Raw genomic sequence first — 24,811 nt, forward strand, 5'->3', positions numbered from 1 at the left:
GAGCCGTCGGTTTTTCTACCTCGCCGGGCCAAGCCGATCCATGCAGAAGACGCGCCACCGCGTTCTCGACGCCATCGCCGACGGGCCAGTACCGGGGCCGGCACTCGCCGACCGCCTCGACGTGTCACGTGCCGCAGTCTGGAAACACATCGAGGCGCTCCGGGACGCGGGCTTTTCCATCGACGGCGGTGACGACGGCTACGAACTCGTCTCCATACCGGAGTTCGGTGGCGAGGCGGTCGAATTCGGACTGGACGCCCCCTTCGAGGTGGAGTATCACGACACGATCCCGAGTACCAACGACCGGGCTCGGGAACTCGCCGACGAAGGCCGCGAGGACGTGGTCGTGCTGGCCGACGAGCAGACCGGGGGCCGGGGCCGCCTCGACAGGGCGTGGACGGCTCCCTCTGGCGGCATCTGGCTGTCGATTCTCCTGCGGCCGACGGTGCCGCCCGCCGACGCGCCCGCGTTCACGCTCGCGGCCGCGGTGGCGACGACCCGTGCGGCCCGCGAGGCCGGCGTCGACGCCGCGATCAAGTGGCCCAACGACGTGCTGGTGGCCGACGGTGATGGAGGCCAGCGGAAACTCACCGGCATCCTCACCGAGATGGAGGGCGAAGCGGATCGAGTCTCGTGGGTCGTCGTGGGCATCGGGATCAACGCGAACGTCGACGCCGCCGACCTCGTCGACGGGGCGACCAGCCTCCGTGCGGAGAACGGGGACGTGAATCGACGGGTGTTCACCCAGCGCGTGTTGGAGGAGTTCCACGAGCTACGATCGAATCTGGATTCGGTGGTGCCGGCCTGGCGGGACCTCGCGGACACCCTCGGGCGGCGGGTCAGGGTCGACACGCCAGGTGGCGAGGTCGTCGGCGAGGCCGTGGATATCGAGTTTCCCGGCACGCTCGTGGTCGAGACCGACGACGGGACCGTTCGCGTGAGCGCCGGCGACTGTGAACACCTCCGGCCGGTCTAGGCCTTCATCTCCGGCTCACGGTCGACGACGGCCGGTTCCTCCACGCGGACCGTCATCACCGGGACCGGCGAGCGACGGACCACGCGCTCGGCGACGCTTCCGAGCAAGAGGCGGTCGATGCCCCCGCGCCCGTGTGTCCCCATCACGATCAGGTCACAGCCGTCGTCGTCGGCGTGTTCCACGATCGTTTTGCTCGGTTTGCCCTCGGCGACGATCCGCTCGACCGGTGCGCGGCCGCCGACGATCCGCTCGACCTCGTTCAGCGCGGCCGTCCCCTCCTCGTACAGCAACTCCGAGATTCCCTCCCAGCTGGTCTCCATCGGCAGACTGGAGAAACTCGCCGCGTCGACGACGTACAGCGCGTGGATCGAGGCGTCGTCTCTGTCCGCCAGCGCGGCCGCGTGGTCGACCACCGGTTCCATTTCCGCCGACCCGTCCGTCGGCAGGAGGACGCAATTGTACATTGTTATCTATTACCAACCTTCGACGGCGGCCGGCTTAACTGTAACTGGGAACCGGGCGGGGTCACTCGTCAGTCGGCGGTTTCGAGGACGACCTCGCGCACGTCGCTTTCGCCCGCGCGACGGACCACGGCGCGGACGGGGTTCTGGTAGCCGCTGAGGTTGTCCGAGTCACCGTCGAGAACGAACAGGCGGGCGTCCCGGTCTTCCTCGATCACGCCGCAGTTCAGGCCCGCGACCTTGGCCCCGTGGTGGGTCGCCATCTTGAGGACGTAGCGGGCCGACACGTCCGAGAGTTTCGCGGCGAACTCCATCTCCCGGAACATCGAGGGGCTGTTGAGCATCACGTTGTCCGTCCCGAGCGCGACCGTCGTGTGCTCGGCCAGTTCGGCGATATCGGGCGTGCCGACGCCGGTCACGAGGTTCGAGCGCGGGCAGACGACGATAGGCACCTCCCTGTCGGCGACTCGATCCAGGTGGATCGGCTCGGTGTGGACCATGTGGACGAGGAAGTCGGGATCGAGATCGAGCGCCCCGTTGATGTCGTCGGGGTCGCGCTCGCCCGCGTGGATGCCAAACAGTTTGTTAGCCTCGCGGGTGGCGGTCCGTTCGCGGCCGAATTCGCCGTCGCGGGCCCCGCTCGCGCCGAACCCGTCGGCGGCTTCCATGGCTTCGATCTCTTCGCGGCCGAGCGTGACCGACTCGATGTCCAGCCCCTCGGCGGCCTCGGCCATCGCGCGGACGCCTTCGACGCCGCCCTCGCGGAACTCGATACAGGCCGCCGTGCCGCCCGACTGCATGAAGGAGAGGGACCGCTTCATCGCCGCGACGGTCTCCTCGTGGCTAGCCTCCCGGAGCAGTCGATGTTTCAGGCCGTCGGGCGGCGCGACGAGTTCGTCCAGGCTCAGCCCCTCGCCGGCTTCCTTGGCGATGGAGTCGCCGATGTGGGTATGGGCGTTGACGAACGCCGGGACGACGATGTCGTCGGTGTCGACGGGTTCCTCCTCGATGCCCGCGACCTGTCCGTCGGCGACGATCACACGGCCCTCGATAACCTCGAACTCTTTCCCACGAAGGATTCGGCCTTCGATCACGCGGCGCTCGCTCATCCGCTACCCTCGTGAAAGTCGTCGAGCGTGGTGTGGACACCGGGCCGGGCGTCGCTGATCAGCGAGCCGTCGATGTCGAGCCCGAGGACGCGACTGGCGGCGTGCCCCACCCGTTCGGTCACGTCCTCGGGGGCGTACACGCCGAGTCGCCACTGGTCGCGCTGGACCGCACGGAGCGCGCCGACCAGCGTCGACTGGTCACCCAGCGGTCGGATCTCCCCGTTGACGATCACCCGGCTCGTCGTCTCCTCGATCTCGGGGCGGCTGGGCACGTCGAGGATCACGTCGGCCGGGTCGACTTCCGCCTCGGCGGCGATGTCGCGTTCGGCCTGGGCGATTCCGTCGTGGTCCCGCTCCAGCAACGCTTCGGGCACGTCGCCCATCTCTGCCCAGACCGCGCGCTTCAGGAGGTCACGCTCGGTGAGCCGGCGGGCGGTCTCGGCGGTCGCCTCGCACTGCCGGAGCGCGACGAGCAGGTCGTGGTCGTCCATCCGGCGCATCGCTTCGGCGGTGGTGTCGGTCGCATCGAGCAGGCGTTCCGCGCCCCGTCGGAGCATCGACTTGGAGATGCGGGCGGTGTGGTGGCTGTACACTGTCGGGGTCATCAGCGCCCGGGCGACGAGCAGGCTCTCGGCGGTCTGGACGTTGCCCTCCGCGAGGACGAGTTCCCCGTCGACGAAGGAGAGTTCCCGGACCAGCCGCTCGTGGTCGATGGTGCCGTAGGGGACGCCGGTGTGGTGGGCGTCCCGGACGAGGTAGTCCATCCGGTCCACGTCGAGTTCGCCCGAGACGAGCTGGCCGAGCTTGCCGTCGCCGGCCACGAGGTCGGCCACCGCGTCGGGGTTCAGCCCGTGATCCGAGAGGACGCGGGCGACCGCCCCCGACTCCAGCAGTTCGTGCACGTCGTCGTGCCACTTCCCGGTATGGCGGTGGACGACGGACTCGACGTTGTGGCTGAACGGCGCGTGGCCCACGTCGTGCAACAGGGCGGCCGCCCGCACCCGCTCGGCCTGCTGACCCTCGACGTTGAGGTGGCTCAGTGCCTCGTCGGCGAGGTGATAGACGCCCAGGCTGTGCTCGAAGCGGGTGTGGTTCGCGGAGGGATAGACCAGCGTGACGGTGCCGAGCTGGCGGACGTGTCGGAGTCGCTGGACCAGCGGTGTGTCCAGCAGGTCCGTCGCGACCCCGCGCACCTCGATGTGGTCGTGGACGCTGTCCTTGATATCCATTACGCCGGACTTTACCCCGCCGCCACTAAACTTCACGCGTCGCCGACCGACGCCCCGCCGCCCGAAGTCGCCCCTTTCAAGATGGGTGCCGATGTGGGGACCGACATGAACCGATACCGCGTCGCCCTGATCGCCCTCGTCGCCGCCGTCGCCCTCGCAGGCTGTGGCGGCCTCGGCGGTGACTCCGGGACGCCAACGCAATCGCCGGCGAACGGGACGCAAGCGAATACGACCGCCGACACGTCGGCACCGTACGCCCTCCCGCTCAACGGAACGGGTATTCAAGAGCGCCACCGCGCCGCGCTGATGGACGCGAACACGTTCGTCTTCCGACAGAGCGCGGTCGTTCGGTCGGCCGATACTGGTGCACCGCTCCAGTTCACGAACGTCTCCGCACAGGTCGCCCTCTCGTCGGGGACCTACCGGCTGTTCGAGGCCGCGACGACGACGAATCCGACCGATGCCTACGTCGACGAGAACGGGACGGTCTACCTCCGGGAGCAAAGTGACGGACAGATCGGCTACGACCGCCAGTCCGGGGCCGAGAACACCGCGAACACGTACGTCTACCCGGACATCAACCGGTACCTCCGTGGACTCGACTACAGCTACGACGGCACCGAACAGGTGGACGGCGAGACGGTCTTCGTCTACGGGGCCAACGGGACGGACCGGCTCGATCCCGACACACACGGGCTGAATCTACTCGAACCGAGTAACCTCTCGGCCATCTCGGCCGAACTCCGCGTCGCCGAGGACGGCACGGTCCGTTCGTTCCGGTACGACGTGACCGGAACGGCCGCCGAGGGGGACCGTATCCGGTACGTGGTGAACGTCGACTACACTCAGATCGGTTCGACGTCGGTGCGGGAACCGTCGTGGCTCGATCAGGCCAAACGGGTCACCGGCGAGTGACGGGCCGGTTGCCCCTGGCGAAAGGATTTACCGCGCCGATTCCCGACCACCGGTATGGTCACGTTTCTCTCCGGAGGCACGGGCACGCCGAAACTCCTCCGGGGCGCGGACGACGTCTTCCCGCCGGCCGAGACCACCGTCGTCTGTAACACCGGCGACGACGTGGAACTCGGGGGTCACCTGGTCTGTCCCGACGTGGATACCGTCCTCTTTCTCGGCGGCGACGAACTCGACCTCGATACGTGGTGGGGCATCGCCGACGACTCGACGGTGACGGACGACGAACTCCACCGACTGGCCGACGCCGCGGGGCTGGAGGACGGCCCCAGATATCTTCCCGACGAGCGCCAGACGGCGGGCCGGGAGATCGCGCGCTGGCGGCGGTTCTCCGGCGTCGCGGAGTTCATGTTGATCGGCGACCGGGACCGCGCCGTCCACCTCACCCGCACTGGCCTCCTCGACGAAGGCCACACCCTCACCGCGGTTACCCGAGCCCTCGCCGACGCCTTCGACGCGCCGTGGGACGTCCTGCCGATGAGCGACGATCCTGTGGCGAGTATCGTCCACACGCCCGAGGGGCCCGTGCACTTCCAGGAGTTCTGGGTCGGTCGCGAGGGCGACCCGGCCGTCGCATCCGTCGAGTTCCGCGGCGGTGCCGAGGCGACCGCGACCGACGCCGTGCTGACCGCGCTCGACGATCCGGTCGTCGTCGGCCCCTCCAATCCGATCACGAGCATCGGGCCGATGGTTTCCGTCGAGGGTATCGAGGCGGCGCTCCGCCAGACTTCGGTCGTGGCCGTCTCGCCGTTCGTGGAGGATCGGGTGTTCTCGGGGCCGGCGGCGAAACTGATGGCCGCCGAGGGGTACGACCCCTCGACGGCCGGCGTCGCGGCGGCCTACGAGTTCGCTGACGCGTTCGTCCTCGACAGCGAGGACGGCACTGACCTCGACCGGCCGGTCGTCCGGACCGACACGCGACTGGACACCGAAGCCGACGCCCGACGGGTGGCCGAGGCCTGTCGGGAGGCACTGGGGGTGGTGTCGTGAGCCGTGACGCCGCGTCCGACCCGCCCGCCCCGCTGGAGTTCCGGCCGCGGGTCGTCCTGGCGAGCCTCAGCGGCGAGTCCGACGCCGACTGGGCTCGTGCCGGAAGCGAGTACGCCGGCGCGGCCGCCCTCGGTGGGATCGCGCTGGACGACCCCACCCGCGCGGCCGCCCGCGAACTCGTCGCCCGAGACCGAACCGAGTTCCTGCCCGACGATCCCGTCGAATACGTCGACGAGCAACTGGCCGCGCTGGAAGACGTCCCGCTCCGGACGGGGTTCAACGTTCGGACGGCGACTCTCGACCCGCTCCGCGAGGTCGCCGCCGTCTGTCGCGATCGCGATGCGTTCCTCGAGATCAACGCTCACTGCCGACAGGACGAGATGTGTGCGGCCGGGGCCGGCGAGACGCTGCTCCGGGACTCGGGCCGACTGTGTGAACAGGTCGAGACCGCGGCCGAGACTGGCGCGACGGTGAGCGTCAAGGTCCGGACCGAAGTCCCGGGCGTCGACCTCCCGTCGCTGGCCGAGCACCTCGAAACGGCAGGGGCCGACGCCGTCCACGTCGACGCGATGGATTCGGAGGCCGTCGTCGGCGACGTGGCCGCGGCGACCGACCTGTTCGTGATCGCCAACAACGAGGTCCGGGACGAGGGGAGCGTCCGGGAGTATCTGGACCACGGCGCGGACGCGGTCAGTGTGGGCCGCCCGAGCGACGAGCCGGCGGTGCTCGAACGTGTCCGCGACGCAACGACGGCCTGGTTCGCGGAGGAGGTCGAGCCGTGAGCTCCGCCGATCCCGGCGTCGAACCGCCGCCGGAGCGCACCGTCGTCGACGACGCCCAGCTCGCGCTCCTGCTGGAGGTGACGGGGACGCCCAAACCCGGCAACGTCGACCGCGCCCACGACCACGACGACCTGCGGTTCGAGCACTTCATGGCGGGCGGCATCGGCGCACGGTGCGGTCTCGAACTGGCCGCCGACGGCGAGCGCCTGGGCCGTGCCTTCGAGCGCGCGATCGCGGGCATGAGCCAGCAACGGGCCGGCAACACACAGTTCGGGGCCCTGCTCGTGCTCGTGCCGCTGGTCCGGGCGGCCGCCGAAGGGGAGCTATCGGGCGAGCGGGCCGGCGACCTGGCGGCGGCGACGACGGTCGCCGACGCCGCGGACTTCTACCGGGCCTTCGAGCACGTCGACGTGGCCGTCGACGACCCGCCAGCGGGCATGGACGCCCTGGACGTGCGCCGCGGTGCCGAGGCCGTCCCCGCCGTCGAGGACCGAGGCGTGACGCTGTACGACGTGATGGCCGATTCCGTCGAGGTCGACGGCATCGCCCGCGAGTGGACCGGCGAGTTCGCGCGCACGTTCGAGGCGGCCGAGCGACTGCTCGACCGCGATGGACCGGTCCCTGATCGAGCGGCGCGGGTCTTCCTGGAACTGCTGGCCGAGGAACCAGACACGTTCGTCGCGACACAGCACGACCGCGAGACGGCTCGCGAGGCGACGGAGCGAGCGGCCGCCGCGCTGGCCGACGGCGATCCGTGGGCGCTAGCCAACGAGTTCGTCGCCGAGGGGATCAACCCCGGGACAACAGCCGATCTGACCGCGGCCGCACTGTTCGTCGCGCTCGAACGGGGGCTGGAGATATGAGTGACGACGACGAGGAGTGGCCCGACCCCCCTGGAGCACCGGGCGCGTCCTCGGACTCGGACGGCGATCGTCTCCCGATCCAAGCCGAGAGCGGAGTGCTGGCCATCGGCGCTGGCGTGACGGTGGCGGTTCTGGGCTACGCGGCCATCGCACTGCTGACGGGTATCGAACGGTCGGCGACCCTCTCGACCGTCCTGCGTCCCGGCGCGCTCGGACTGTATCCCGGTGCCGTGGTCGCCGGGTGGATCGACGGCGGGTCGCTCCGCCGGAGTGCCGACACCGGCTTCCGGGCCGTCTTCGTCGGGACGACGCTGGCCCAGGGCGCGCTGTTCCTGCAGGCCGACGCGCCGCCAACCTTCCTCCTGCTCGGACTGATGGGCATCGCCGTCGCCTACGCCCTGCCCGCGACGCTGTTCGGGGCCCTCGGCGGCGCGCTCCGCCGCTGGTACGAGCGCGACCCGGAGGTAGACCTCGATGTCTGAGAGTTGGCCCGTCGCCCTCCGGGGCGTCACCGAGTCTCTCGTCACGACGCTCGGGCCGAACGACCGCTGGAACGTCGCCGCGCTGGGACTCCACGCGCCCGGGGGTGGCGACGACGCCAGCGACGACCCCGTCACTGCCCGCACCTGGGGTCGCACCCGGACCTGGCGGAACTTCCGGGAGCGCGGCGAGGGGTACGTCCAGTTCACGACCGACCCCCTCGATTTCGCCGAGGCCGCGATGACCGTCCGCGAGGAGACCGAGCCAGTCCTCCCGAGCGCCGACGCCTGGGCGCGGGTCACCGTCGAGCGGACCGACGCGGGCGAGGACGACGACACGCAGTGGGTCGAGTGGGCGCTCGGCCCCGAGGAAACTGCCGTCGAGCGCGAGACCGCCCCGACGACGAACCGGGGCTACTACGCCGTGGTCGAAGCCACCGTGGCGGCCTCCCGGCTGGACGTGCCGGCCTACGACCGCGCGGAACTGGAATCGCGGCTCGACTACTTCGCCGATGTCGTGGCGCGCTGTGGCGGCGAACGCGAGCGAGCGGCGATGGCCGTGGTTCGGGACAACTGCTCGTGGGACGGGTAGGATACGGGGCCGCCGGCTCGCCGTTCCGGGTCGCCTTTCGAACCCTTTTTCAGAGTTGGGCCAGCACGTACGACCAACATGGCAATCAAACCGGCCTACGTCAAGAAGACGGGACGGACCCTGCTGGAGCGCTACCCCGATGCCTTCGGACACGACTTCGAGCACAACAAGGAACTGGTAACCGAACTCACAAACATCGAATCCAAGGGCGTCCGCAACCGCATCGCGGGCTACATCACCAGCAAAGAAGGCGCCGAAGTCCCCGCGTAATCTTCGACTTCTCCTTCGATTCTCCGCGCTGACGAGTCGCGACACTGGCCGTCCCGACCAGTCGACCGGCGACGGCTTTCCAAACCGTTTTGAGGCGGCCCGGCCGTAGCTGTGGGTACCAATGACAGTACGCGTAGGCGTTCTCGGCGCGACGGGCGCAGTCGGACAGCGACTCATCCAGCAGATCGATCCCCACCCCGACTTCGAACTCGCCGCGCTGACCGCATCCAGCGCGAGCACGGGCAAGTCCTACCGCGAGGCCGCCAAGTGGCGCGTCGACAGCCCCATCCCCGAAGACGTGGCCGACATGACCGTCGTCGCGACCGACCCTGACGAGGTCCCCGACGACGTGGACTTGCTGTTCTCCTCGCTTCCCTCCAGTGTCGGTGAAGCCGTCGAACCCGAGTTCATAGAGGCGGGCTACGTCATGTCCTCGAACTCCTCGAACTTCCGCACCGACGAGGACATCCCGCTCACCATCCCGGAGGTCAACGCCGATCACCTCGGCTTGATCGAGGTCCAGCGCGACGAGCGCGGCTGGGACGGGGCCCTCGTCAAGAACCCCAACTGCTCGACGATCACGATGGTCCCGCCGCTTGCCGCCCTCGACGAGGCCTTCGGCCTGACCGACGTGCGCGTCTCCACCCTCCAGGCCGTCTCCGGCGCGGGCTACTCCGGCGTCACCTCCATGGAGATCATCGACAACGCCATCCCGCACATCGGCGGCGAAGAGAAGAAGATGGAAACCGAGAGCCGGAAACTGCTCGGCGAGTTCGACGGTGCCGAGGTCCAGTGGAACGACGCCGAGGTCGCCGCGTCCTGTAACCGCATCCCGACGCTCGACGGCCACCTCGAGAACGTCTGGGCCGACACCGCCGAGGACGTGACCGTCGAAGAAGCCGCCGAGGCCCTGCGCGAGTACCCCAGCATCGACCTGCCGTCCTCGCCCGACCAGCTCATCAAAGTCTTCGAGGAACCCGACCGCCCCCAGCCCCGTCTGGACCGCAACCAGAGCGACGGCATGGGCATCGCCGTCGGTGGCATTCAGGAGACCGAGAACGGCCTCCAGTTCAACTGTCTCGCCCACAACACCATCCGCGGCGCGGCCGGCGCGTCCGTGCTGAACGGCGAACTGCTGCTGGAAGAAGGCTACCTATAACCCACTTTTTACTTCGTCGGGTGCCGCGCTGTGCGCGGCACCACTCCTCGTGAAAACTTGGGGAAAAAGGCCGCTCGCGCGCCGACGGCGCGCTCGCGGATGCTGTGCTGCGTTCCTCCGCACCGCAAAACTGCGACCGCAACCCCGCAACCGCAGACCCGCTCCAGCACCGCAGACCCGCTCCGCCACCGCAAACCGCCCAGCCCCGCGCTCAGTCCGCCGCGGCCTCGTCGTCGCCTTCGAGTTTCACGAGTTCGTCGACCGGCGGAATCTCCGCGTCCTGCTCGGTGAGAATCTCGACCCGGCGAGTGAGCTTGTTCCGCGAGTACTCGATAATCGGGATCGGATTCGTCGCCTCACCCTGCGAGGAGTGCCGGACGATGCCCGCGACCAGCGGCATCAGGTCCTGCAGCGTGTTCTGGACGACTTCGGCGTCGACGCCCTCCTCGTGGATCAGCGTCCGGACCTCCTGCATCCCGAAGCCCACGTGCCGACCCTCGTCGCTCCGGATGCGCGTGATCCCCTCGACCAGCCCGTCCATCTGGGGGAACGCCCGGACCGCCACCTCGTCGGAACCCTGATCGGAGAAGGCCGACTGGATGCCGTAGTAGCCGGTCTGTGCCAGCACGCTCTCGACGACGAGGTGGTAGTGACAGTACGCCTTCGCGCGGTTCTCCGGCGTGTCCTCTTCCAGCAACCGCTCCATCGCCGCCTCGTTCCGGTCGAACAGTTCTACGTAGTCGTCGTTGAAGAACCGCTGGTCGGTCGGTCTGGTCACGTCGAAGCCCAGTTCCTCCTCGACGGGATTGACCACCTCGCGCCAGTAGCGGTCGAAAAACTGCGTGTGTTTGGCCTCCTCGTAGATCTGGCTGGAGACGAACATCTGCTTGTTGATGTCCTCTAGCACCATCCCCAGCGGCATCAGGTCCTCCGTGACGGCCTCCTCGCCGGCACCGAACAGCGCCAGCGTCGTCCGGAGCCCCTCGAACTCCGCCTCGGTCGGTTCGTCCTCGATGAACTTCCGCCGGTCGGCCTCGATGTCTTCCTGCGGGATGTCGCCGTAGGGATCCCAGTGTCGGTAGACGGCGTTTTTGAAATAGCCCTGGGCGAACGAGTCCGGATCGAGTCGCATATCGCGGCTGGTATCTTCCACCTGTGTCATGGTGTCTCAACCCATACCCCGGACCCGGATAAGTGTCCTTCGCCCCAACGAGCAGGTGCTTTATGAGCTACCGAGCGGTCGGATCGACTCCCGCGCCGTCGTGTCGTAGCCTGCGGGAACGATCTCGGTCACGAACTGGCTCTCGATGGCCTGCAGGTGTTCCGCGACGGTTCCGGCCGAACAGTCGAGTTCGGCGGCGATCTCCTCGCAGGTCACCTCGCGTGGAATCTCGTAGTATCCCTTTTCGACCGCCTTCCTGACGACCTCTCGCTTGCGTTCGGTGAGACCCGAAAACAGCGTCTTGCTCTCGGGGTCGTAGCTCCCGATCCGGAGCAGATCCACCGACACGCCCTCGGGGATCACGTCGATCATCTCCCGGAGTGCCGCCTCTTCGGCGATCAGTGTGAGCTTGAGACTCGACTGTGCGGGTTCGACGAACTCCAGCGGATACTCCGGCAGGACGGCGAACTCCTCCAGAAGCGTCAGCAGTGAGTCCACCAGCTCCGTCGGATGGAAGTGACAGCGGAGCAACTTCCCGTCGTCCGTGTCGGTCAGCTGGTAGTCGATCATGTCGTCTTCGGTCTCGGCGAGCGCGTCGAGAATACTGCTCGTCGGCCCGTTCAACTCGTTGAGTAGCACGACTGTGCCGTCAGCGAGCAGCGTGATGTTTCGAATCGCGACCATCGTCACGTCGTGGTCGCGGAACGCGGCTTCCTTCGGATGGAACCACCCCCGGTTCGGCGTCAGCACGAACGTCCCGTACCTCATGTTCTATTAGGCGAAATGCTACGTGATAATGGTTCGCATTGACAGCCACCCGCGGTCGGATTCACCTCTTTTAAGCCGCCATCACGGGAAGACTCGACTGCAATGGATATCCTGCACACCTGCATGAACGTCTCGGACGCGGACAAACTGGCGGACTGGTACGTCGAGAACCTCGATTTCGAGCGCTCCTGGGAGTTCACGAGCGAGGACGGCACGACGCGGAACGTCTACGTCGCCGACGGCAACGGCGTCGAACTCCAGCTGTCCGACACCGAGGGCGAGGACGACTTCGACTTCGGCGACGGCTGGGACCACTTCGCGGTCACGGTCGACGACGTGGACGCGGCCTTCGAGGAGATCGACCACCACGGCGTCGTCCAGGAACCGAGTGACCAGCCCGCAGCGGGTGCCCGGACGGCGTTCGTCGAGGATCCCGACGGCCACGTCGTGGAACTGATCGAACCGATGGACGACTGATCTCGGGGCTTGTTCAGTCGGTCATCGCGTCGGCGGTCGCCGCACAGTTGTTCGGCCCGCGTTCCAGTCCCAGGGCGCGCTGTCGTGGGAGGTCCCGTCGACCGAGATTCGTGGCGATGAGCTGGGTATGATTCGCCGGTCGTGGCGGCATATCGGCGAGCACCGTCTCCACGAACTCGTCGCTGGACAGCGACAGGGCGTCCATCCCGTCGACGAGCGTGGCCAGCGTGGCGGTGTAGCTCCCGTCGGCCGCCGGGTCCGCCGCGTCGCTGTAGTGTCCGGGCGCGATCAGCGTCCCCGGGGGGAGTGAGAGCACCCGACTCTGGAGCGAGTCGTACAGTTGCGCGGCCGCCTCGGGCGCACCCTCGGCCCCGGCTTCCAGATCCGGCCTGGCGACACTCTCGACGAACAGCCCGTCGCCCGTCAGGAGGACTGCATCGTCGACGTAGTAGGCGGTCATCCCCGACGTGTGGCCGGGCGTGTGGATGGCTTCGATCGTGCTATCACCGACGGTGAGCGTCTCCCCGTCCGCGATGGTCTCGTAGGGCTGGTCGTACTCGATGCCCCGGTCGGTCGCCGCATCGGGAACGACGGCCGTCGCGCCCGTCCGTTCGGCGAGCGCTCTGACACCGCTCACGTGATCGGCGTGGACGTGCGTGTCGACGGCGTGAGTCAACGCTGCCCCGCGCTCTCGAGCGGCGTCGACGTACTCCTCGACGAACGCCAGCAGGGGATCGACGACAGCCGCCTCGTCCTCTGAGATTACGAGATAGGACAGACAGCCACTCGACGGCCGCCGGAACTGGAGTACCGTCGCGTCTGCGTCCGTGTCGAGTTCCGTGTGGACCGACAGATCGGCCCAGGCCTCCATCCCGCCGGCCAGATTCTCCGCGTCGACGTCACCGCGCCGGAGGTGGCGCGCCGAACTGCGGCTGATCTTGCCCGTCCCGCAGACCGTCACCACGTTCTCGGTCGGCAGGCCTTCGATCACGTCGGCTGGATCGGTGCGGGACAGTTTGCGATCCGGGACGTTGACCGTCTCGGCGGCCTGACCCTCGATGCGCCACTTCTCGTACTCGTGTGGCTGGCGCACGTCGACGATCGTTACCGGCTCGCCCGCCTCGATACGCCGATACAGTTCCGCCGGCGTGATCTCGGGAACACTCGACATTACGTACCAGTACAATCTCGCCGAGCGAACATAAACCTATCTACGATATTGTGAATTTTGTTCAATATCACTGTATTAGAGTGGGTTAAAACACACTCGTAGCGAGTTTACCACGACGAGAGTGTGTGAGTGGTGCACTTCTGATCTGGCTGGCGGGTTGTGGATGGCGGGGCCGAGGACTGTTCTGTGGGTCGGAAGCCACAGCGGGCCAGTCAGCGCTGCACCCGGTTCCGGAGGTCGTCCTGGCCAGCGATCAGTTTCCGGGCGTTCTCGGCCACGATGTCGGCCAGTCGGTCGTGGTAGGCCGGCGTGCGCCCGGCGCTGTGGGGCGTGATCTGGACGTTCTCGAAGTTCCAGAGCGGGTGGTCCTCGGGGAGCGGTTCGGGGTCGGTCACGTCCAGCGCCGCACCGCGGATACCGCCGCTGCGCAGCATCGCGACCAGCGCATCGGTTTCGACGACGCCGCCGCGAGCGACGTTGACCAGCACCGCGTCCGTCGGGAGCGCGTGCAGTGCGGCCGCGTCGATCAGGCCCTCGGTCTCGTCGGTCAGCGGACAGGCGAGGACGACGTACTCCGAGCGGGCGAGCGCGTCGTGCAGGTCGTCGTAGCCGACGACCTCGTCGCAGGGGCCGCCCTTCTCGGGTGAGTGACGGACGCCGACGGTCTCGACGCCGAACGGGGCTAGTCGCTCGGCGATCCCGGTTCCGATAGCGCCGAGGCCGACGACAGTGACGGTACTGCCCGCCAGTTCGCCAGGATCCGTGACGCGCCACTCTCGGCGCTCCTGTCGCCGCCAGGCGTCGTGGAGCCCACGAGCGAACGTGAGGACGAACCCGACGGCCTGTTCGGCGACGTTGGGTACGTGGACGCCGCCGGCGGTCGTCACCGACACGTCGTGGGCGGCGAGATCGGCGAGCGGCAGGTGATCGTACCCGGCGTAGGCACAGGCGAACAGTTCCAGGGCGGGTGCGTCGGCCAACAGGTCGGGATCGACGGTCGGTCCCACCAGCACCGTCGCGGTCGCGACCTGTTCCTGGGGCGGATCGGGTGTCGTCGCTTCCCCGACCCGCCAGTCAGGGAGGCGGTCGCGGAGCGCGGTCGCGAGGTCGGCTGGAGACAGGCCGTTGAACTTCTCGCCGAGGACCAGCAGGTCCCGGTTCGGATCGTCCGGTCGCGTCATGGTCGAGGTGGCGGTACCGGCGGGCAAAAGTCTGGGGGCGACGGCACCGAGAGCCGCCGCCAGGGCCCCCACGAATCCGCTCGCATCATCGTCGGATCTTTCGAGAGAGAACTGGCTCGCTTCCAGTAGTATTCGGGGCCGGTAAACTGAACGAAACGGAACGAACGGTCGTCGTACTTGATTTGACTCCCCTGTGGTATCGGGAGTATGGACACGTGGGGAAACCGCGTCGTACTCGTCGCTGTGGCCGACGAGTCGCGGCGGCAAACCTATCGGGAGTGGCTCGGTGCGGAGTACAACGTCTGGACTGCTGTGGACAGACTCGACGTCTACGAGAAGGTCGGGGCCGTCGTCGACGTGGTTCTGGCCGACGAGGGGATCCTGCAACGCGACGGTCTCGGTCCGGGCACGTTCCGGGACGCGACCGGCGGCTGTCGGGTCGTCCTCCTCGATAGCGATAGCCCGGGACTGGACCCTGACCTGGCGATGCCCGAGCCCGAACCCGAGCGGCTCGCCACCACGACCGAGCGGCTGTTGGTCGAGACCGCCTGTGAGCGGTTGCTCGCGGAATCGGCGACGCTCGCCGAGCGGAAAGCCCGGCTGGAACAGGAGCTCGACGCGACCTCCCGGAACGCCGTCGAGGAGTATCGCGTGGCCTGCGAGCGATTTCAGGAACTCAGCGAGCGGCTCGACGACCTCGTCCAGCGGACCGACCTCGACTGGTCGGCGCTGTTCGACAACCGCCTGGCCGGCGACGGGGCCGGCGAGATGACGGTGGGTCGCGCCGTCGAATGAACGGCATTTAACTCCCCTCGGCGCAGGCTACCGGGTATGCAACAGGTGGACGTGGCGATCGTCGGCGGCGGCCCCGCGGGGTCGTCGGCTGCCTACGAGGCCGCGGTGCAGGGTGCCGAGACGGTCGTCCTCGAGAAGGGGGTTCCGCGTGCGGACCGCGAGGGACTGGGGCCCGATTCGACTGACGCCGCCGGGATGCTCGACTACTGGGTCGACATCATGGACTTCCGACCCGAGGAGATTCCCGACGAGGTCATCCTCAGCGACCTCGAGGGAGCCTCGTTCATCGGCCCCAACGAGTCGGTCACGATCCGCGATACGGGGATCGACGCGACCTATCCCGAGTTCGGCTTCGCCTTCCATCGCGCCCGATTCGACGACTGGCTCCGCGAGCGGGCCGAGTCGGCCGGCGCGACCTACCGGATCGGCACCTCGGTCTCGGACGTGACGACCGACATGACCGGCGGGCACACCCACGAAATAGAACGTTCAGACGGCGAGAACGTGCAGGCACGTTACCTGATCCTCGCCGACGGCCCCCAGCGGACCGTCACGACCGACGCCGTCGACCAGTTCCTCCCCCACGACCACAGCGTCCGTGACTACCTCGATTCGAACATCGCGAACCACATCGCCTATCAGGAACACCGCAAGGTCCCGGAGGAACTGTTCGACGAGGGCCTGCTGAAGTTCTGGTGGGGCGTCATGCCTGGCCACACGGCCTATCCGTGGATCTTCCCGAATGACAACAACGTCGCCCGTATCGGGCTGACGATGCCCATCGGGATGGACCTCGCGGACGTCGAGAATCCGCAGAACTACGCCCTGCTCGATCCCGACGACGAGCAGATCCCGCCGGGGCGGGTGTACATCCGCCGCCTGCTGGAACGCGAGTACCCCGAGTACGATATCGAGGAGGACTTCCCGCTGGTCGAGGATCGAGGGAAGCGAAAGGGCACAGAGGCCTACCCCATCTCCTCGACTCGCCCCATCGAATCCCCGACGGAGGCCGGCGTCGCCGTCGTCGGCGGTGCGATGGGTGCGACCTCCGCCTTCCACGAGGGTGGCGACCACGTGGCCGTTCGGACCGGCAAGATCGCCGGCCAGCTCGCCGGCCAGGGTCGACTCGACCGATACAACCGCGAGTGGAAACGCGCCATCGGCGAGGAGGTCCGCCGCAACGTCTCGCTCGCGGACATGGTTCGGGGCTGGAACCCCGACGACTGGGACGACACCTTCAGACTGGTGGACAATATGCTGAACCGTGGCGAGTACTCGCCGTCACAGGCACTCGGATCGGGACTGAGCGGCATCCGCCTGGTCGCGGAGTACAAACTCCGGAAACTGAGCCTGGGCTCCGGACGCTACGTCCAGTTGCGACAGAACGACTACCTCTTCTAGCGCGACAACCTCTTACCGGGCGGCCGTCTATCCACGGTCGCGTGCCTCTAGTCCCCGCCCGAGCACACCCGTCAGGGCGCGATGACCGCGCGGAGAACCCGGGCACGCGACAGTCGACTGGCGGCCACAAGTCGCCGCGACGTTCGGGGACGCCATCGGCGTCCCCAATTCGACGGCTAGCGCCGTCTCGTAGTTCAGAGGCTTTGACGAGCCTCTCTGCGCTCGCGGCTGACGCCGCTCGCGTATCCGGCGGTTCCTCCCGGAACCGCCCACCCGGCACGAGGGTTTCCCGGCTGACAGGGCACACCGCCCCGGATGATGTCGGTCGTTAGTGTTCCGGGTGTACATTTTTGTAAGTTATAGATATTATTCACAGATAATTCATGGCGACCGCGTTCCCTGGTGTGGTGTGTTCAAAGTTCATCACGTTTGGATTGCTGAATAGAGGGCGCAAATCTTGCATGGAGTTACCTTCCGATCACGGGTGGTTAGATCGCTCAGTACAGAGAAACAACTTATCACCCAGCCAGCCGTTGTCTCCGGTATGAAGTCTTGGTCCTCGGCGTTAGTCGGTCTCGGAATTGGTGCCGTACTTGGCTACCTATTCGGCATACGGCGTGGAGATTTATGGATTGGAGGTAGTATCGCAGTTACGGCGTCAATCGCAGTGTACGGGTTGCTCGCATATCCCCAGTATCGAACCAGATGGTCTGGTCCTCACTCGAAGTTCTGGTACTCGCTCGTTGGTGTGTTGGGACCCGCACTAATGTTATACACGCCGAACAGTACGTTCCTCGCGGATGACGTATCGGTAGTGGTTCTCTTGGGTTGTCTCTGGATTGGCGGTGTGTATGCTGGAGTCGCGCTTGCACACAAGTCTCCCAACAAAACCGACAACGAAGCACCAACCACCCGCCAATCGTCTCCTAGCGACTGATGCGCAATACGCACGCACACTGAGCAGTCGATTCGCCAATGTCAACGTGAAATCAATATTACCGAGTGCTGCATAGACGCTCTGTATCCATCACCGCAGAATACTCATATCGGATCTCCGAAAGTCCGTTTACACCTTCGATCAGCGGTGGCCCACTCACGGGTTGTCCGGATCAGCTACTGGACACGCCAGATTTATTCGACCACCAGACCTCTTCCTATGTATGAGCACCGACACCGACGACGCCGGCGACGACGAGCCGGGGCCGATCAACATCTCGCTATCGCTGGGCGAGAGCGGCGAGGTGTGGGTCGCCCGCGACGAGGACACGGGTGTTACCTCGCAGGGGCAGACTCGACGGGCTGCACTCGAAAACCTCGACGATGCCGTCGCCGGCTATCACGGTGCCGGAGAGTCACCGAGTGACGACGACCTCCGAGAGATGGGGATCGACCCCGAGCAGAACACCGCTGGATCGCTGGACGAGTCGGATATCTTCGAGTAACCGAATGGCTCGGGGACCGTTTTCCGGCAGGGAGGTCGTGAAGGTGATGGTCAACAGTGGAATCTACGAATGGGACCGGACGAACGGCGACCACGCGATTCTCCGCTGGGAACCGCCAGCGGATCACGATTCGGACGCGCGGACGGTTCCAGTGCCGATGCACGACGAGGTCGATACGGGGACGTTGCGGAGCATCGCCGAGCAGGCCGGCGCGAAAGATTTCGACGAATTCTGTGCGTGGATCGACCGAAATAGCTAGTCTGTGGCAATCTTCCCGGAGGTTCGATCTACTATCGCACAGAGACAAAGCTACTAGTAGAAACTCGCTCGGTAGTGTTCCGGGTGTACATTTCTGGAAGTAATAAATATTACTCTCAGATAATTCATAGCGACCGCGTTCCCTGGTGTGGTGTGTTCGAAGCTCATCACGGTTCGATTGCTGCATACAGGGTGCGAGTCGGCCAGCCCGGTCAGAACACGCCGAGAATGAAGCCGACACCCATGGTGATGAGGACGGTTGCAGAGAATGCCGGGAGGTACAGTGTGTACTGTTCGACCGTCGCCTCGTAGTGTTCGTATCCCGCGATGAGCAACAACGTTAGCCCAACGATGCCGATAATGACGGTTAGCGCGTAGGCGCTCATCAGTTCGAGACAGTAGTTCGACCCAGCACACAACGCGATAATCTCGAACTCCTCTTCATGGGCGAACCCCAACAAGAAGGCGAACCAGGCGATGCCGAGCAGGCCTCGGTCGGGTGTCTCGTCAAGGCGTCCGTCCGAGTGCGAATGTCCACCGACGAACGGAACGAGGGCCTTCAGTCGCGCCCAAAAGCTATCGGCCGCATCGTGATCGTGTGAATAGTTCTCGTTTGGGTGGTCTTGCCCGCTCTCTTGGCTGTGGTGTCCCGCGTCGGTCAACACGCTCCCGTGTAGCGCTGTGTCACCGTGCCGGTGGCCCCCCTCGTGGCTGTGGGTATGATCTTCCGCATGGTTGTGGCCCTCGTGTGAGCTGCCGTGGCGGTACTCTCGAATACCGAGGAGGATGAGCAGGACACCGGCGACGACACTGACCGGTCCACCGAGCAAGACGCCAGCCACCAGCTCGATGGGTTCGTTGACCTCCGTCAGGCTGAAGTAGCTCTTCGCGTAGAAGAACACCGCGACCATTGCGATGCTGCTGATGAGGTGGCCGACCCCGAGGATGAAACTCGCGGCGAACCCGTAGAGCCACTTGTTCGTCTGGTCGAGGGCGTACGAGGCAGCGACTGGCCACCCGTGACCCGGCTCGATGCCGTGAATCGCGCCGAGGGCGACCGCGCCGACGAACAGACCCAGCGTATCCGGTGGAATCATCCGTTGTCGAAGGTTCCGCTAACGGCGTGGAAAACGGTTGTTAATACCGAATCGAGGGGCACATCATACCGGGGACTCTTCAGCCGAGCGCGAGAACCACCTCCCATGCGAACGAGTTTCAATATCCCGGACGCGGTCGTCGAAGAGTTCGATCAGGTCTGGCAAGATGAAGGACTCGACAATCGGTCACGAGCGGTTCGTGAAGCCATGCAGGAGTACATCGAGTCCCATTCCCGGCTCGAGGACCTCAGCGAGGACGTTATTGCGCTCGTCGCCTTTGACTACCGCCATCACGAGGTGATCGAGGAACTGCACGGTGTCCAGCACGACTATCAGGACGTGATTCTCAACACGAGTCACACTCATCAGGGAGAGTGGTGTCTCGAGTCTTTGTTCTGTCAGGGGACAGGTGAACGCGTTCGGGAATTGACCTACCGACTTCGTGACTTCGACGGCGTAAACCGAGTGAAAATCATGGTGATTCGAGATAATTGAGCGGGGGATATGCCTGCGAATTCGCTGATTCAGTTCGCTGGTGTTGCCGTGTTTCCGCTCGACTCCGACGGCGTGTTCAGATAGAGATAGAGCAATACGAGGATCAAGACGACTTGGACCGCCTTGTCGACGTAGTCGATCATCCCGTATTCTGACTTGGCCACGATCCAGAGGGGGAATTGCACGGCAGTATACGGAACCCCGATCAGGTAGAGCAGCCGCCGCCGGTAGTCGAGGAGAAAGAGTACAAGTGCACCGGCGTAGCCGACACCAGCGAGTGCAACGGGAATCCGCCCCTCGACGATACCAGCATAGACGTGGAGGACGCCAGTGACGACGACTAACGCAACTGCTAGCCACTGGACCTGAGTGAGCGAACCGATCCGACCTCCCGAGCTATTTTGTCCATTCATCACAATACTATTTCGTTAGCGCTTTTAGATAAGGACTGTTATTATCCAGCTCCAGATTCCATCATACGACGCAATTCAACTCGCGAGCGAGTAGTGGGCAGTTCGGTCAGAGTTTCGACGTGAAAAAATACAGCTCTAATGCTGACCACATCCTCTGTATGCAGCACCTGTTATCTGATAGCTATTGATGGGATCGTTCTGAACTGCTGAATAGACAGCGCGTGTCTTGCACTCACCGCTCTCTGATTACAGTGAATCGAATCGGTCTGTACAGAAGTGCTACTTTTTTTGCTTCGAATCCATCAGGCGCTAATTGATAGCTCCACGATAGATTGGTTCGGTATGCGAGATAGAAGGCACGTATTTGAGACAAGGTCTCAGATGGGTGCTGTCCAAACAACCACTAAACAGCACCCCTAACTGTGCTGTGTGGTGTCTTGATACTGGTAGCTACCGAACCCGAGAACCGGGTAGAAAATGAACGAGAGAAACATAAGTCCGAGGCCGAACAGGACCCCCCTATTGAACTTCTCAGCGATGTTGATGCTGATTTTGGCCAAGGCGAAGAAGTTGATTACGGGAACGAAAAACAGGAGAAACCACCACCATGCGTTTCCGCTTATTCTGTTCAGTACGTATAGGTTGTATATCGGGATGATTCCAGCCCATCCCGGTTCACCGGCCTTCTCAAACGTTTTCCAGAACCCGGCGAAAATCACGATAGTGACGGCCAACACAGCGAGCGGTTCGATGTTGGCGTTACCATTGGTCTGCAACGGAACAATCGCGTTCATCACTGATAGCATCGATTGGAACATTCAGCCCCGGTATTGAAGAGGTCAGGCCGCTGTTTCCGAGGGAGAAACCCTACGAGTGTGTCTATACCAGTGTAGAAAGAGAGACCGACTGTGTGTCCCAATGGCCCTCCAACAGCATAGGTTAGTAGTGTTGACACTCCCGATGGTCGTTCTTGCAGGGTGTTCCGGCGCTCCAACTCAGTACTCACAAGATGCCTCGGGACCGACGCGGGGCAGTACCGTGTCCAGGCAACCATGGTAAATGGCACTGGTACGTTTAATCGCACGTTCCAGATCTCTCCCTCACAGAGCGATGAAGTGGGCGACGACCTCCAACTTGTGGCCTCCTCCGATGGGTTCGACTCCGCCGTTGACCCGGAAGGAGCAATTAGTGATGCGACACCTACCCGTGCTCCTGAAGATCACCCTGAGGGACCCATCTGGACGAGGGTGTTCACGACCCACGTCGCACCAGACAGACCGTACCAAAAAGCCCCAGAACTGTCAGTAGCACCCCGAATCCGGGACCAGAACCTGAACTCGTGACAGTCGCTCCGGTCCGGGGGTCACCTGTCGTCTGTGGGGTACCTTCGGTCTCTACAGCTACCGGTGGTCTGTCTCGATCAGTCGTCTCCGTACTCGACGGGGGTGACGCGGTGCGTGACTGGCTGTCGGCTCGTTCCGTCGTCGGAGCCACGGTGGCGATCGGTGACACCGTTTCACCGGTCTCTGGCGTCGCCGTGTCATCGGTGACCCCGGTCTCGGGAGCGTTCGTTTTCGAGTCTGTCTCGGTGACCGTGACGACCACGGTGTCGGTATCAGTGTTGAAGCTTCCGTCGGTCACCGACAGTTCGACTGTGTACTCGCCGGGGCCGTCGAAGGTCCACGAGACGGTCTCACCAGTCCTGTAGCCGAATTCCCCGGCCAGAGACCACTGGTAGTGATCGATCTCCTCGTCGTCCGAGGAGCCACTGCCGTCGAGGGTAACGGGTTCACCGACGGTTACGGTTCTGTTCGGGCCGGCGTCGGCCGTCGGGGGTGTGGTGTCGGCGTCTCGGCCGCCCCCACTCGGGCGAGTCGCGGGGTCCTCGAGATCGACCGCGTGGCTCCCACTTGGCAGTCCGGTGACCGCGACGGCACCGCTCGCGTCGACGGTGGCGGTGGTCAGTGTGGCTCCCGAATCGGTGTCGATGGCTTCGACAGTCGCTCCCTCGGGGAGCCCCGTTTCCTGTATCGTCAGGCCGACCGTGCTCCCGGCCTCGTACGTGAGGTCGACGCCCTCGTTCGTGGCGTCGAAGTCCACGCTCGCGAAATCGAGCGCGGTCGAGTCGCGCTGGAGCACGACCGGCTGTTTGTCGGCGGGATCGACGGTGATGTCGGTGCTGGCGTCGATAGCCGTGAGGTTCGTGTAGTCACCAGTGCGCTGGTCGACGGTGACTCCGGTGTCACTCGCTGCCGACAGCGTCAGGTCCACGAGATCCAGCGTCTCGCCGTCGTCGAACGGATTGTCGGCGACGTCCGCACCCGTCGTGTCGGTCACCGTCAGCCCGGAATCCGTCTCGTATACCACATCGCCGGTGATCACCGCGTCGTTGCCCGCCGCGGCCGCACTTCCGGTTGCGGATGCAGGCAGGACCGCGACCACCAGCAACAGTGTAACTGCCAGTGCGGCGAGTTTCGGCACGACGGACTCTGTTGGTCGCTGCGCTCGCCCGGTCGCCGTGTCGTTTTCAGTCATCGGCCACTCCTTGCTGGTCTGCCCCATCAACGCCGTGCTGAGCCTCGATACGGTCGAGTCGCGATTCTAGCTCGGCGCTGCGCTCGCGTAGTCGGCCGTTCTCCCCGCGGCGCGGCTCGGTTTCTGCTTCGAGTTCCACACGGCGTTCGCGCCGTTTCTCGATGGCCTCTCGCTGTCGTTCGACCAGCGATTCGAGTCGGTCGAGTCTGTCGTCGATGTCACTCATCGTGACCTCCCCCATTCAGATCCGAACGGGTCGTCCCGACGACCCCCTGTCTTTCCACGGTCGCTGAGTACTCCGCAGCCATCGGTTCACTCCTCCCTCGTGTTCAGTCGGCTTTCGAGTTCCTCGACCCGGTCTCGAAGCCGTTCCTGTTCCTCGGCGAGTTCCTGAATAGCATCGACGGTGACGGGTATCACGCCTGTGTAGTTGACCCCATAATACCCATCCGAGTCCGCAGGTTCGTTGACGGCCTCGGGGATGCCGTCTTCGAGTTCCTGCGCGATGAATCCGAGTTTCGTCTCTGGATCGTCCCGGTCTTTGAGCTCGTAACTGACCGGTCGAATACTCTGTAACCGATCGAGCCCTCCGTCGATCGCTCGTACGTTCTCTTTCAACCGTCCGTCGGATTCTTCATTCAGGCCGCCACTCTGGTAATAAATATTCTCCCAAGCGTTCATACTATCCAGGTCCGACGGGGAACCCAGCGCAGAACTGGTTCCGGTCGGAACGATGTCGCCCCCGGAGAAAATTCCGGATCCGACCTCAAGGTTGGTGTTTTCCAGCACCCACTGTTCTGTATTACTACCGAAGTCCGAGGTGTTGATCTGTTCAATATCGACAGCGCCACTCGCGATTTTACCGGATCCGACGGCACCACTCGCTATCGTCGCGGTTCCGACAGCACCGCTCGCCAACTCATCAGTATCGACAGCACTGCTCGCCAACTCATCAGTATCGACAGCACCGCTCGCGATCTCGCCAGAACCAACGGCATCACTCGCGAGTTGTCCCGTATCGATTCCCCCGTCCTCGACGGCCAACGTTTCTGCATCGATTCCGATACCCGTTCCTCGAAGGTCGGTCAGGGCCGCGCCCCCGGTGAGACCACCGTTCACCTCCTCGGTGAACAACGCCCGAATCGGTCGGTTCTGCGTTCCGACCTGCCCCGTGGGATTCGATGCCGAGGCCGTACTTGCTCCCAGTCCCAGCAGCGCCAGCAGTCCGCCGGCCGTCAGCGCTGACCGACGGCTGACCGGCAGGTCCTCACGAGCCCCAGTCTCGTCGCCGGTCGCCAGTGCATCGAGACGGTCACGCTGGGCCTCGATGAGCTCACGTTGCTCTTCGATCGTCCGCTGCTGTTTTTTCGAGTTGCGATTCGAGTCGGTCGAGTCTGTCGTCGATGTCACTCATGCTGAGATCCTCCGTCTGGAGTGGAACCAGTTGCTTCCCGAGAACCTGCTGCCACGTTCTCCCACCGGCGCCGGGCGGTCGACCCCGTCAGACCGACTTTCTCCCCTCTCATATCCACACGACTGATTGGTCAGGGATCGAACGTCGGCCGTTCCAGCGGCGCCAGTTCAACAGAGTCGCGGAACCGACTAATTGCGACTCTGCCAGCGCGACTCCGAGTCCGTCTCGAAACGTCCCGGACAGCCACCGCTGGATCCCCCTTTGCCAGGTTCCGGCAAACACTCGCGTTCACTCTCGCCTGCTACGTCCTTCTCGGAGGA

At 64.9% G+C, this 24,811-nt stretch carries 28 protein-coding genes; 15 read left to right on the forward strand and 13 right to left on the reverse strand.

Going from position 1 to position 24,811, the window contains the following annotated elements; genetic code table 11:
- Positions 1-40 precede the first annotated feature (40 nt).
- Positions 41-976, forward strand: coding sequence for a biotin--[acetyl-CoA-carboxylase] ligase (locus BMX17_RS07400; RefSeq protein WP_092658849.1), 936 nt, complete (start codon positions 41-43; stop codon positions 974-976).
- On the opposite strand, the gene BMX17_RS07405 is transcribed toward BMX17_RS07400, so the two are convergent.
- The 3 genes from BMX17_RS07405 to BMX17_RS07415 all read right to left on the reverse strand — a co-directional run bounded on the left by BMX17_RS07405 (position 973) and on the right by BMX17_RS07415 (position 3,775).
- On the reverse strand, positions 973-1,440 hold the full coding sequence (locus BMX17_RS07405; RefSeq protein ID WP_092658850.1) for a universal stress protein: 468 nt from the start codon (positions 1,438-1,440) through the stop codon (positions 973-975). The two genes, BMX17_RS07400 and BMX17_RS07405, sit on opposite strands and share 4 nt — an antisense overlap.
- Before the next feature lie 68 nt (positions 1,441-1,508).
- A complete protein-coding gene (locus BMX17_RS07410) occupies positions 1,509-2,546 on the reverse strand; it encodes an amidohydrolase family protein (RefSeq protein WP_170845357.1) in 1,038 nt (345 codons plus the stop codon).
- A complete protein-coding gene (locus tag BMX17_RS07415; protein WP_092658851.1) occupies positions 2,543-3,775 on the reverse strand; it encodes an HD domain-containing protein in 1,233 nt (410 codons plus the stop codon). Before BMX17_RS07415 ends, BMX17_RS07410 begins: the two co-directional genes overlap by 4 nt.
- Before the next feature lie 81 nt (positions 3,776-3,856).
- Between BMX17_RS07415 and BMX17_RS07420 the strand changes: the two genes are divergently transcribed.
- The 8 genes from BMX17_RS07420 (at position 3,857) to asd (ending at position 9,882) form a co-directional block, all read left to right on the forward strand.
- Positions 3,857-4,690 (forward strand): DUF7537 family lipoprotein, encoded by an 834-nt coding sequence (locus tag BMX17_RS07420; RefSeq protein WP_092658852.1) that lies wholly within the window; start codon positions 3,857-3,859, stop codon positions 4,688-4,690.
- Positions 4,691-4,744: 54 nt separating this feature from the next.
- Positions 4,745-5,737: a 2-phospho-L-lactate transferase gene (gene cofD / locus BMX17_RS07425; protein ID WP_092658853.1), complete on the forward strand. Its 993-nt coding sequence runs from the start codon at positions 4,745-4,747 to the stop codon at positions 5,735-5,737.
- Positions 5,734-6,519, forward strand: coding sequence for a tRNA-dihydrouridine synthase (locus BMX17_RS07430; protein ID WP_244514949.1), 786 nt, complete (start codon positions 5,734-5,736; stop codon positions 6,517-6,519). The genes cofD and BMX17_RS07430 overlap by 4 nt, the downstream gene beginning before the upstream one ends.
- Entirely contained in the window at positions 6,516-7,382 is an 867-nt protein-coding gene (locus tag BMX17_RS07435; RefSeq protein WP_092658854.1) for a triphosphoribosyl-dephospho-CoA synthase, read from the forward strand. The genes BMX17_RS07430 and BMX17_RS07435 overlap by 4 nt, the downstream gene beginning before the upstream one ends.
- Positions 7,379-7,864 carry a hypothetical protein gene (locus BMX17_RS07440; RefSeq protein WP_092658855.1) on the forward strand — a complete coding sequence of 162 codons (486 nt, stop codon included), beginning with the start codon at positions 7,379-7,381 and terminating at the stop codon, positions 7,862-7,864. The genes BMX17_RS07435 and BMX17_RS07440 overlap by 4 nt, the downstream gene beginning before the upstream one ends.
- Positions 7,857-8,453: a DUF447 domain-containing protein gene (locus tag BMX17_RS07445; RefSeq protein ID WP_092658856.1), complete on the forward strand. Its 597-nt coding sequence runs from the start codon at positions 7,857-7,859 to the stop codon at positions 8,451-8,453. The genes BMX17_RS07440 and BMX17_RS07445 overlap by 8 nt, the downstream gene beginning before the upstream one ends.
- Before the next feature lie 78 nt (positions 8,454-8,531).
- Complete coding sequence (locus BMX17_RS07450) at positions 8,532-8,723, forward strand: 30S ribosomal protein S17e (protein WP_092658857.1); 192 nt, start codon at positions 8,532-8,534, stop codon at positions 8,721-8,723.
- Between the two features lie 121 nt (positions 8,724-8,844).
- On the forward strand, positions 8,845-9,882 hold the full coding sequence (gene asd, locus BMX17_RS07455; protein ID WP_092658858.1) for an aspartate-semialdehyde dehydrogenase: 1,038 nt from the start codon (positions 8,845-8,847) through the stop codon (positions 9,880-9,882).
- A gap of 211 nt (positions 9,883-10,093) precedes the next feature.
- On the opposite strand, the gene BMX17_RS07460 is transcribed toward asd, so the two are convergent.
- On the reverse strand, positions 10,094-11,044 hold the full coding sequence (locus BMX17_RS07460) for a ferritin family protein (RefSeq protein WP_092658859.1): 951 nt from the start codon (positions 11,042-11,044) through the stop codon (positions 10,094-10,096).
- 60 nt (positions 11,045-11,104) lie between these two features.
- Positions 11,105-11,812, reverse strand: a complete 708-nt coding sequence (locus BMX17_RS07465; RefSeq protein ID WP_092658860.1) for a helix-turn-helix domain-containing protein — start codon at positions 11,810-11,812, stop codon at positions 11,105-11,107.
- 102 nt (positions 11,813-11,914) lie between these two features.
- Here BMX17_RS07465 and BMX17_RS07470 point away from each other — a divergent pair, with 102 nt between their 5' ends.
- Positions 11,915-12,289, forward strand: a complete 375-nt coding sequence (locus tag BMX17_RS07470) for a VOC family protein (RefSeq protein WP_092658861.1) — start codon at positions 11,915-11,917, stop codon at positions 12,287-12,289.
- Positions 12,290-12,302: 13 nt separating this feature from the next.
- Here BMX17_RS07470 and BMX17_RS07475 read toward each other — a convergent pair whose 3' ends face one another.
- Together BMX17_RS07475 and BMX17_RS07480 are read right to left on the reverse strand one after the other, a co-directional pair.
- Positions 12,303-13,460 (reverse strand): MBL fold metallo-hydrolase, encoded by a 1,158-nt coding sequence (locus BMX17_RS07475; RefSeq protein ID WP_092658862.1) that lies wholly within the window; start codon positions 13,458-13,460, stop codon positions 12,303-12,305.
- A 212-nt stretch (positions 13,461-13,672) separates the two neighbouring features.
- Positions 13,673-14,641 (reverse strand): D-2-hydroxyacid dehydrogenase, encoded by a 969-nt coding sequence (locus tag BMX17_RS07480; RefSeq protein ID WP_092658863.1) that lies wholly within the window; start codon positions 14,639-14,641, stop codon positions 13,673-13,675.
- Between the two features lie 207 nt (positions 14,642-14,848).
- On the opposite strand from BMX17_RS07480, the gene BMX17_RS07485 reads away from it, so the two are divergent.
- The 4 genes from BMX17_RS07485 to BMX17_RS07505 all read left to right on the forward strand — a co-directional run bounded on the left by BMX17_RS07485 (position 14,849) and on the right by BMX17_RS07505 (position 18,538).
- Positions 14,849-15,436, forward strand: a complete 588-nt coding sequence (locus tag BMX17_RS07485; RefSeq protein ID WP_092658864.1) for a hypothetical protein — start codon at positions 14,849-14,851, stop codon at positions 15,434-15,436.
- Between the two features lie 36 nt (positions 15,437-15,472).
- A complete protein-coding gene (locus BMX17_RS07490; RefSeq protein WP_092658865.1) occupies positions 15,473-16,837 on the forward strand; it encodes an NAD(P)/FAD-dependent oxidoreductase in 1,365 nt (454 codons plus the stop codon).
- Between the two features lie 1,160 nt (positions 16,838-17,997).
- On the forward strand, positions 17,998-18,279 hold the full coding sequence (locus tag BMX17_RS07500; RefSeq protein ID WP_092658867.1) for a type II toxin-antitoxin system HicB family antitoxin: 282 nt from the start codon (positions 17,998-18,000) through the stop codon (positions 18,277-18,279).
- A 4-nt stretch (positions 18,280-18,283) separates the two neighbouring features.
- Positions 18,284-18,538: a type II toxin-antitoxin system HicA family toxin gene (locus BMX17_RS07505; protein WP_092658868.1), complete on the forward strand. Its 255-nt coding sequence runs from the start codon at positions 18,284-18,286 to the stop codon at positions 18,536-18,538.
- 211 nt (positions 18,539-18,749) lie between these two features.
- On the opposite strand, the gene BMX17_RS07510 is transcribed toward BMX17_RS07505, so the two are convergent.
- The gene (locus BMX17_RS07510) at positions 18,750-19,634 is read right to left on the reverse strand and encodes a sulfite exporter TauE/SafE family protein (protein ID WP_092658869.1); all 885 of its coding nucleotides are present in this window, start codon (positions 19,632-19,634) and stop codon (positions 18,750-18,752) included.
- 105 nt (positions 19,635-19,739) lie between these two features.
- Between BMX17_RS07510 and BMX17_RS07515 the strand changes: the two genes are divergently transcribed.
- Positions 19,740-20,129 (forward strand): CopG family ribbon-helix-helix protein, encoded by a 390-nt coding sequence (locus BMX17_RS07515; protein WP_092658870.1) that lies wholly within the window; start codon positions 19,740-19,742, stop codon positions 20,127-20,129.
- Between the two features lie 29 nt (positions 20,130-20,158).
- Here the strand turns inward: BMX17_RS07515 and BMX17_RS07520 are convergent, their stop codons facing one another.
- From BMX17_RS07520 to BMX17_RS07540, 5 genes are all read right to left on the reverse strand, one after another.
- On the reverse strand, positions 20,159-20,542 hold the full coding sequence (locus BMX17_RS07520) for a DUF7475 family protein (protein WP_092658871.1): 384 nt from the start codon (positions 20,540-20,542) through the stop codon (positions 20,159-20,161).
- A gap of 416 nt (positions 20,543-20,958) precedes the next feature.
- Complete coding sequence (locus tag BMX17_RS07525; protein WP_092658872.1) at positions 20,959-21,348, reverse strand: DUF5684 domain-containing protein; 390 nt, start codon at positions 21,346-21,348, stop codon at positions 20,959-20,961.
- 445 nt (positions 21,349-21,793) lie between these two features.
- Positions 21,794-23,077 (reverse strand): PKD domain-containing protein, encoded by a 1,284-nt coding sequence (locus BMX17_RS07530; RefSeq protein ID WP_092658873.1) that lies wholly within the window; start codon positions 23,075-23,077, stop codon positions 21,794-21,796.
- Entirely contained in the window at positions 23,070-23,303 is a 234-nt protein-coding gene (locus tag BMX17_RS07535) for a hypothetical protein (RefSeq protein ID WP_139203443.1), read from the reverse strand. The genes BMX17_RS07530 and BMX17_RS07535 overlap by 8 nt, the downstream gene beginning before the upstream one ends.
- A gap of 86 nt (positions 23,304-23,389) precedes the next feature.
- Positions 23,390-24,487 (reverse strand): tail fiber domain-containing protein, encoded by a 1,098-nt coding sequence (locus BMX17_RS07540; protein ID WP_092658875.1) that lies wholly within the window; start codon positions 24,485-24,487, stop codon positions 23,390-23,392.
- Positions 24,488-24,811: the final 324 nt, after the last annotated feature.

It is taken from the genome of Halorientalis persicus, from assembly GCF_900110215.1.
GTDB classification, from domain to species: Archaea; Halobacteriota; Halobacteria; order Halobacteriales; family Haloarculaceae; genus Halorientalis; species Halorientalis persica.

Bases quoted from the DNA above. Each gene is read 5' to 3' on its own strand.
- BMX17_RS07400 (WP_092658849.1), top strand. From the start codon at position 41: ATGCAGAAGACGCGCCACCGCGTTCTCGACGCCATCGCCGACGGGCCA.
- BMX17_RS07405 (WP_092658850.1), bottom strand. From the start codon at position 1,440: ATGTACAATTGCGTCCTCCTGCCGACGGACGGGTCGGCGGAAATGGAA.
- BMX17_RS07410 (WP_170845357.1), bottom strand. From the start codon at position 2,546: ATGAGCGAGCGCCGCGTGATCGAAGGCCGAATCCTTCGTGGGAAAGAG.
- BMX17_RS07415 (WP_092658851.1), bottom strand. From the start codon at position 3,775: ATGGATATCAAGGACAGCGTCCACGACCACATCGAGGTGCGCGGGGTC.
- BMX17_RS07420 (WP_092658852.1), top strand. From the start codon at position 3,857: ATGGGTGCCGATGTGGGGACCGACATGAACCGATACCGCGTCGCCCTG.
- cofD (WP_092658853.1), top strand. From the start codon at position 4,745: ATGGTCACGTTTCTCTCCGGAGGCACGGGCACGCCGAAACTCCTCCGG.
- BMX17_RS07440 (WP_092658855.1), top strand. From the start codon at position 7,379: ATGAGTGACGACGACGAGGAGTGGCCCGACCCCCCTGGAGCACCGGGC.
- BMX17_RS07445 (WP_092658856.1), top strand. From the start codon at position 7,857: ATGTCTGAGAGTTGGCCCGTCGCCCTCCGGGGCGTCACCGAGTCTCTC.
- BMX17_RS07450 (WP_092658857.1), top strand. From the start codon at position 8,532: ATGGCAATCAAACCGGCCTACGTCAAGAAGACGGGACGGACCCTGCTG.
- asd (WP_092658858.1), top strand. From the start codon at position 8,845: ATGACAGTACGCGTAGGCGTTCTCGGCGCGACGGGCGCAGTCGGACAG.
- BMX17_RS07460 (WP_092658859.1), bottom strand. From the start codon at position 11,044: ATGACACAGGTGGAAGATACCAGCCGCGATATGCGACTCGATCCGGAC.
- BMX17_RS07465 (WP_092658860.1), bottom strand. From the start codon at position 11,812: ATGAGGTACGGGACGTTCGTGCTGACGCCGAACCGGGGGTGGTTCCAT.
- BMX17_RS07470 (WP_092658861.1), top strand. From the start codon at position 11,915: ATGGATATCCTGCACACCTGCATGAACGTCTCGGACGCGGACAAACTG.
- BMX17_RS07475 (WP_092658862.1), bottom strand. From the start codon at position 13,460: ATGTCGAGTGTTCCCGAGATCACGCCGGCGGAACTGTATCGGCGTATC.
- BMX17_RS07480 (WP_092658863.1), bottom strand. From the start codon at position 14,641: ATGACGCGACCGGACGATCCGAACCGGGACCTGCTGGTCCTCGGCGAG.
- BMX17_RS07485 (WP_092658864.1), top strand. From the start codon at position 14,849: ATGGACACGTGGGGAAACCGCGTCGTACTCGTCGCTGTGGCCGACGAG.
- BMX17_RS07490 (WP_092658865.1), top strand. From the start codon at position 15,473: ATGCAACAGGTGGACGTGGCGATCGTCGGCGGCGGCCCCGCGGGGTCG.
- BMX17_RS07500 (WP_092658867.1), top strand. From the start codon at position 17,998: ATGAGCACCGACACCGACGACGCCGGCGACGACGAGCCGGGGCCGATC.
- BMX17_RS07505 (WP_092658868.1), top strand. From the start codon at position 18,284: ATGGCTCGGGGACCGTTTTCCGGCAGGGAGGTCGTGAAGGTGATGGTC.
- BMX17_RS07510 (WP_092658869.1), bottom strand. From the start codon at position 19,634: ATGATTCCACCGGATACGCTGGGTCTGTTCGTCGGCGCGGTCGCCCTC.
- BMX17_RS07515 (WP_092658870.1), top strand. From the start codon at position 19,740: ATGCGAACGAGTTTCAATATCCCGGACGCGGTCGTCGAAGAGTTCGAT.
- BMX17_RS07520 (WP_092658871.1), bottom strand. From the start codon at position 20,542: ATGAATGGACAAAATAGCTCGGGAGGTCGGATCGGTTCGCTCACTCAG.
- BMX17_RS07525 (WP_092658872.1), bottom strand. From the start codon at position 21,348: ATGCTATCAGTGATGAACGCGATTGTTCCGTTGCAGACCAATGGTAAC.
- BMX17_RS07530 (WP_092658873.1), bottom strand. From the start codon at position 23,077: ATGACTGAAAACGACACGGCGACCGGGCGAGCGCAGCGACCAACAGAG.
- BMX17_RS07535 (WP_139203443.1), bottom strand. From the start codon at position 23,303: ATGAGTGACATCGACGACAGACTCGACCGACTCGAATCGCTGGTCGAA.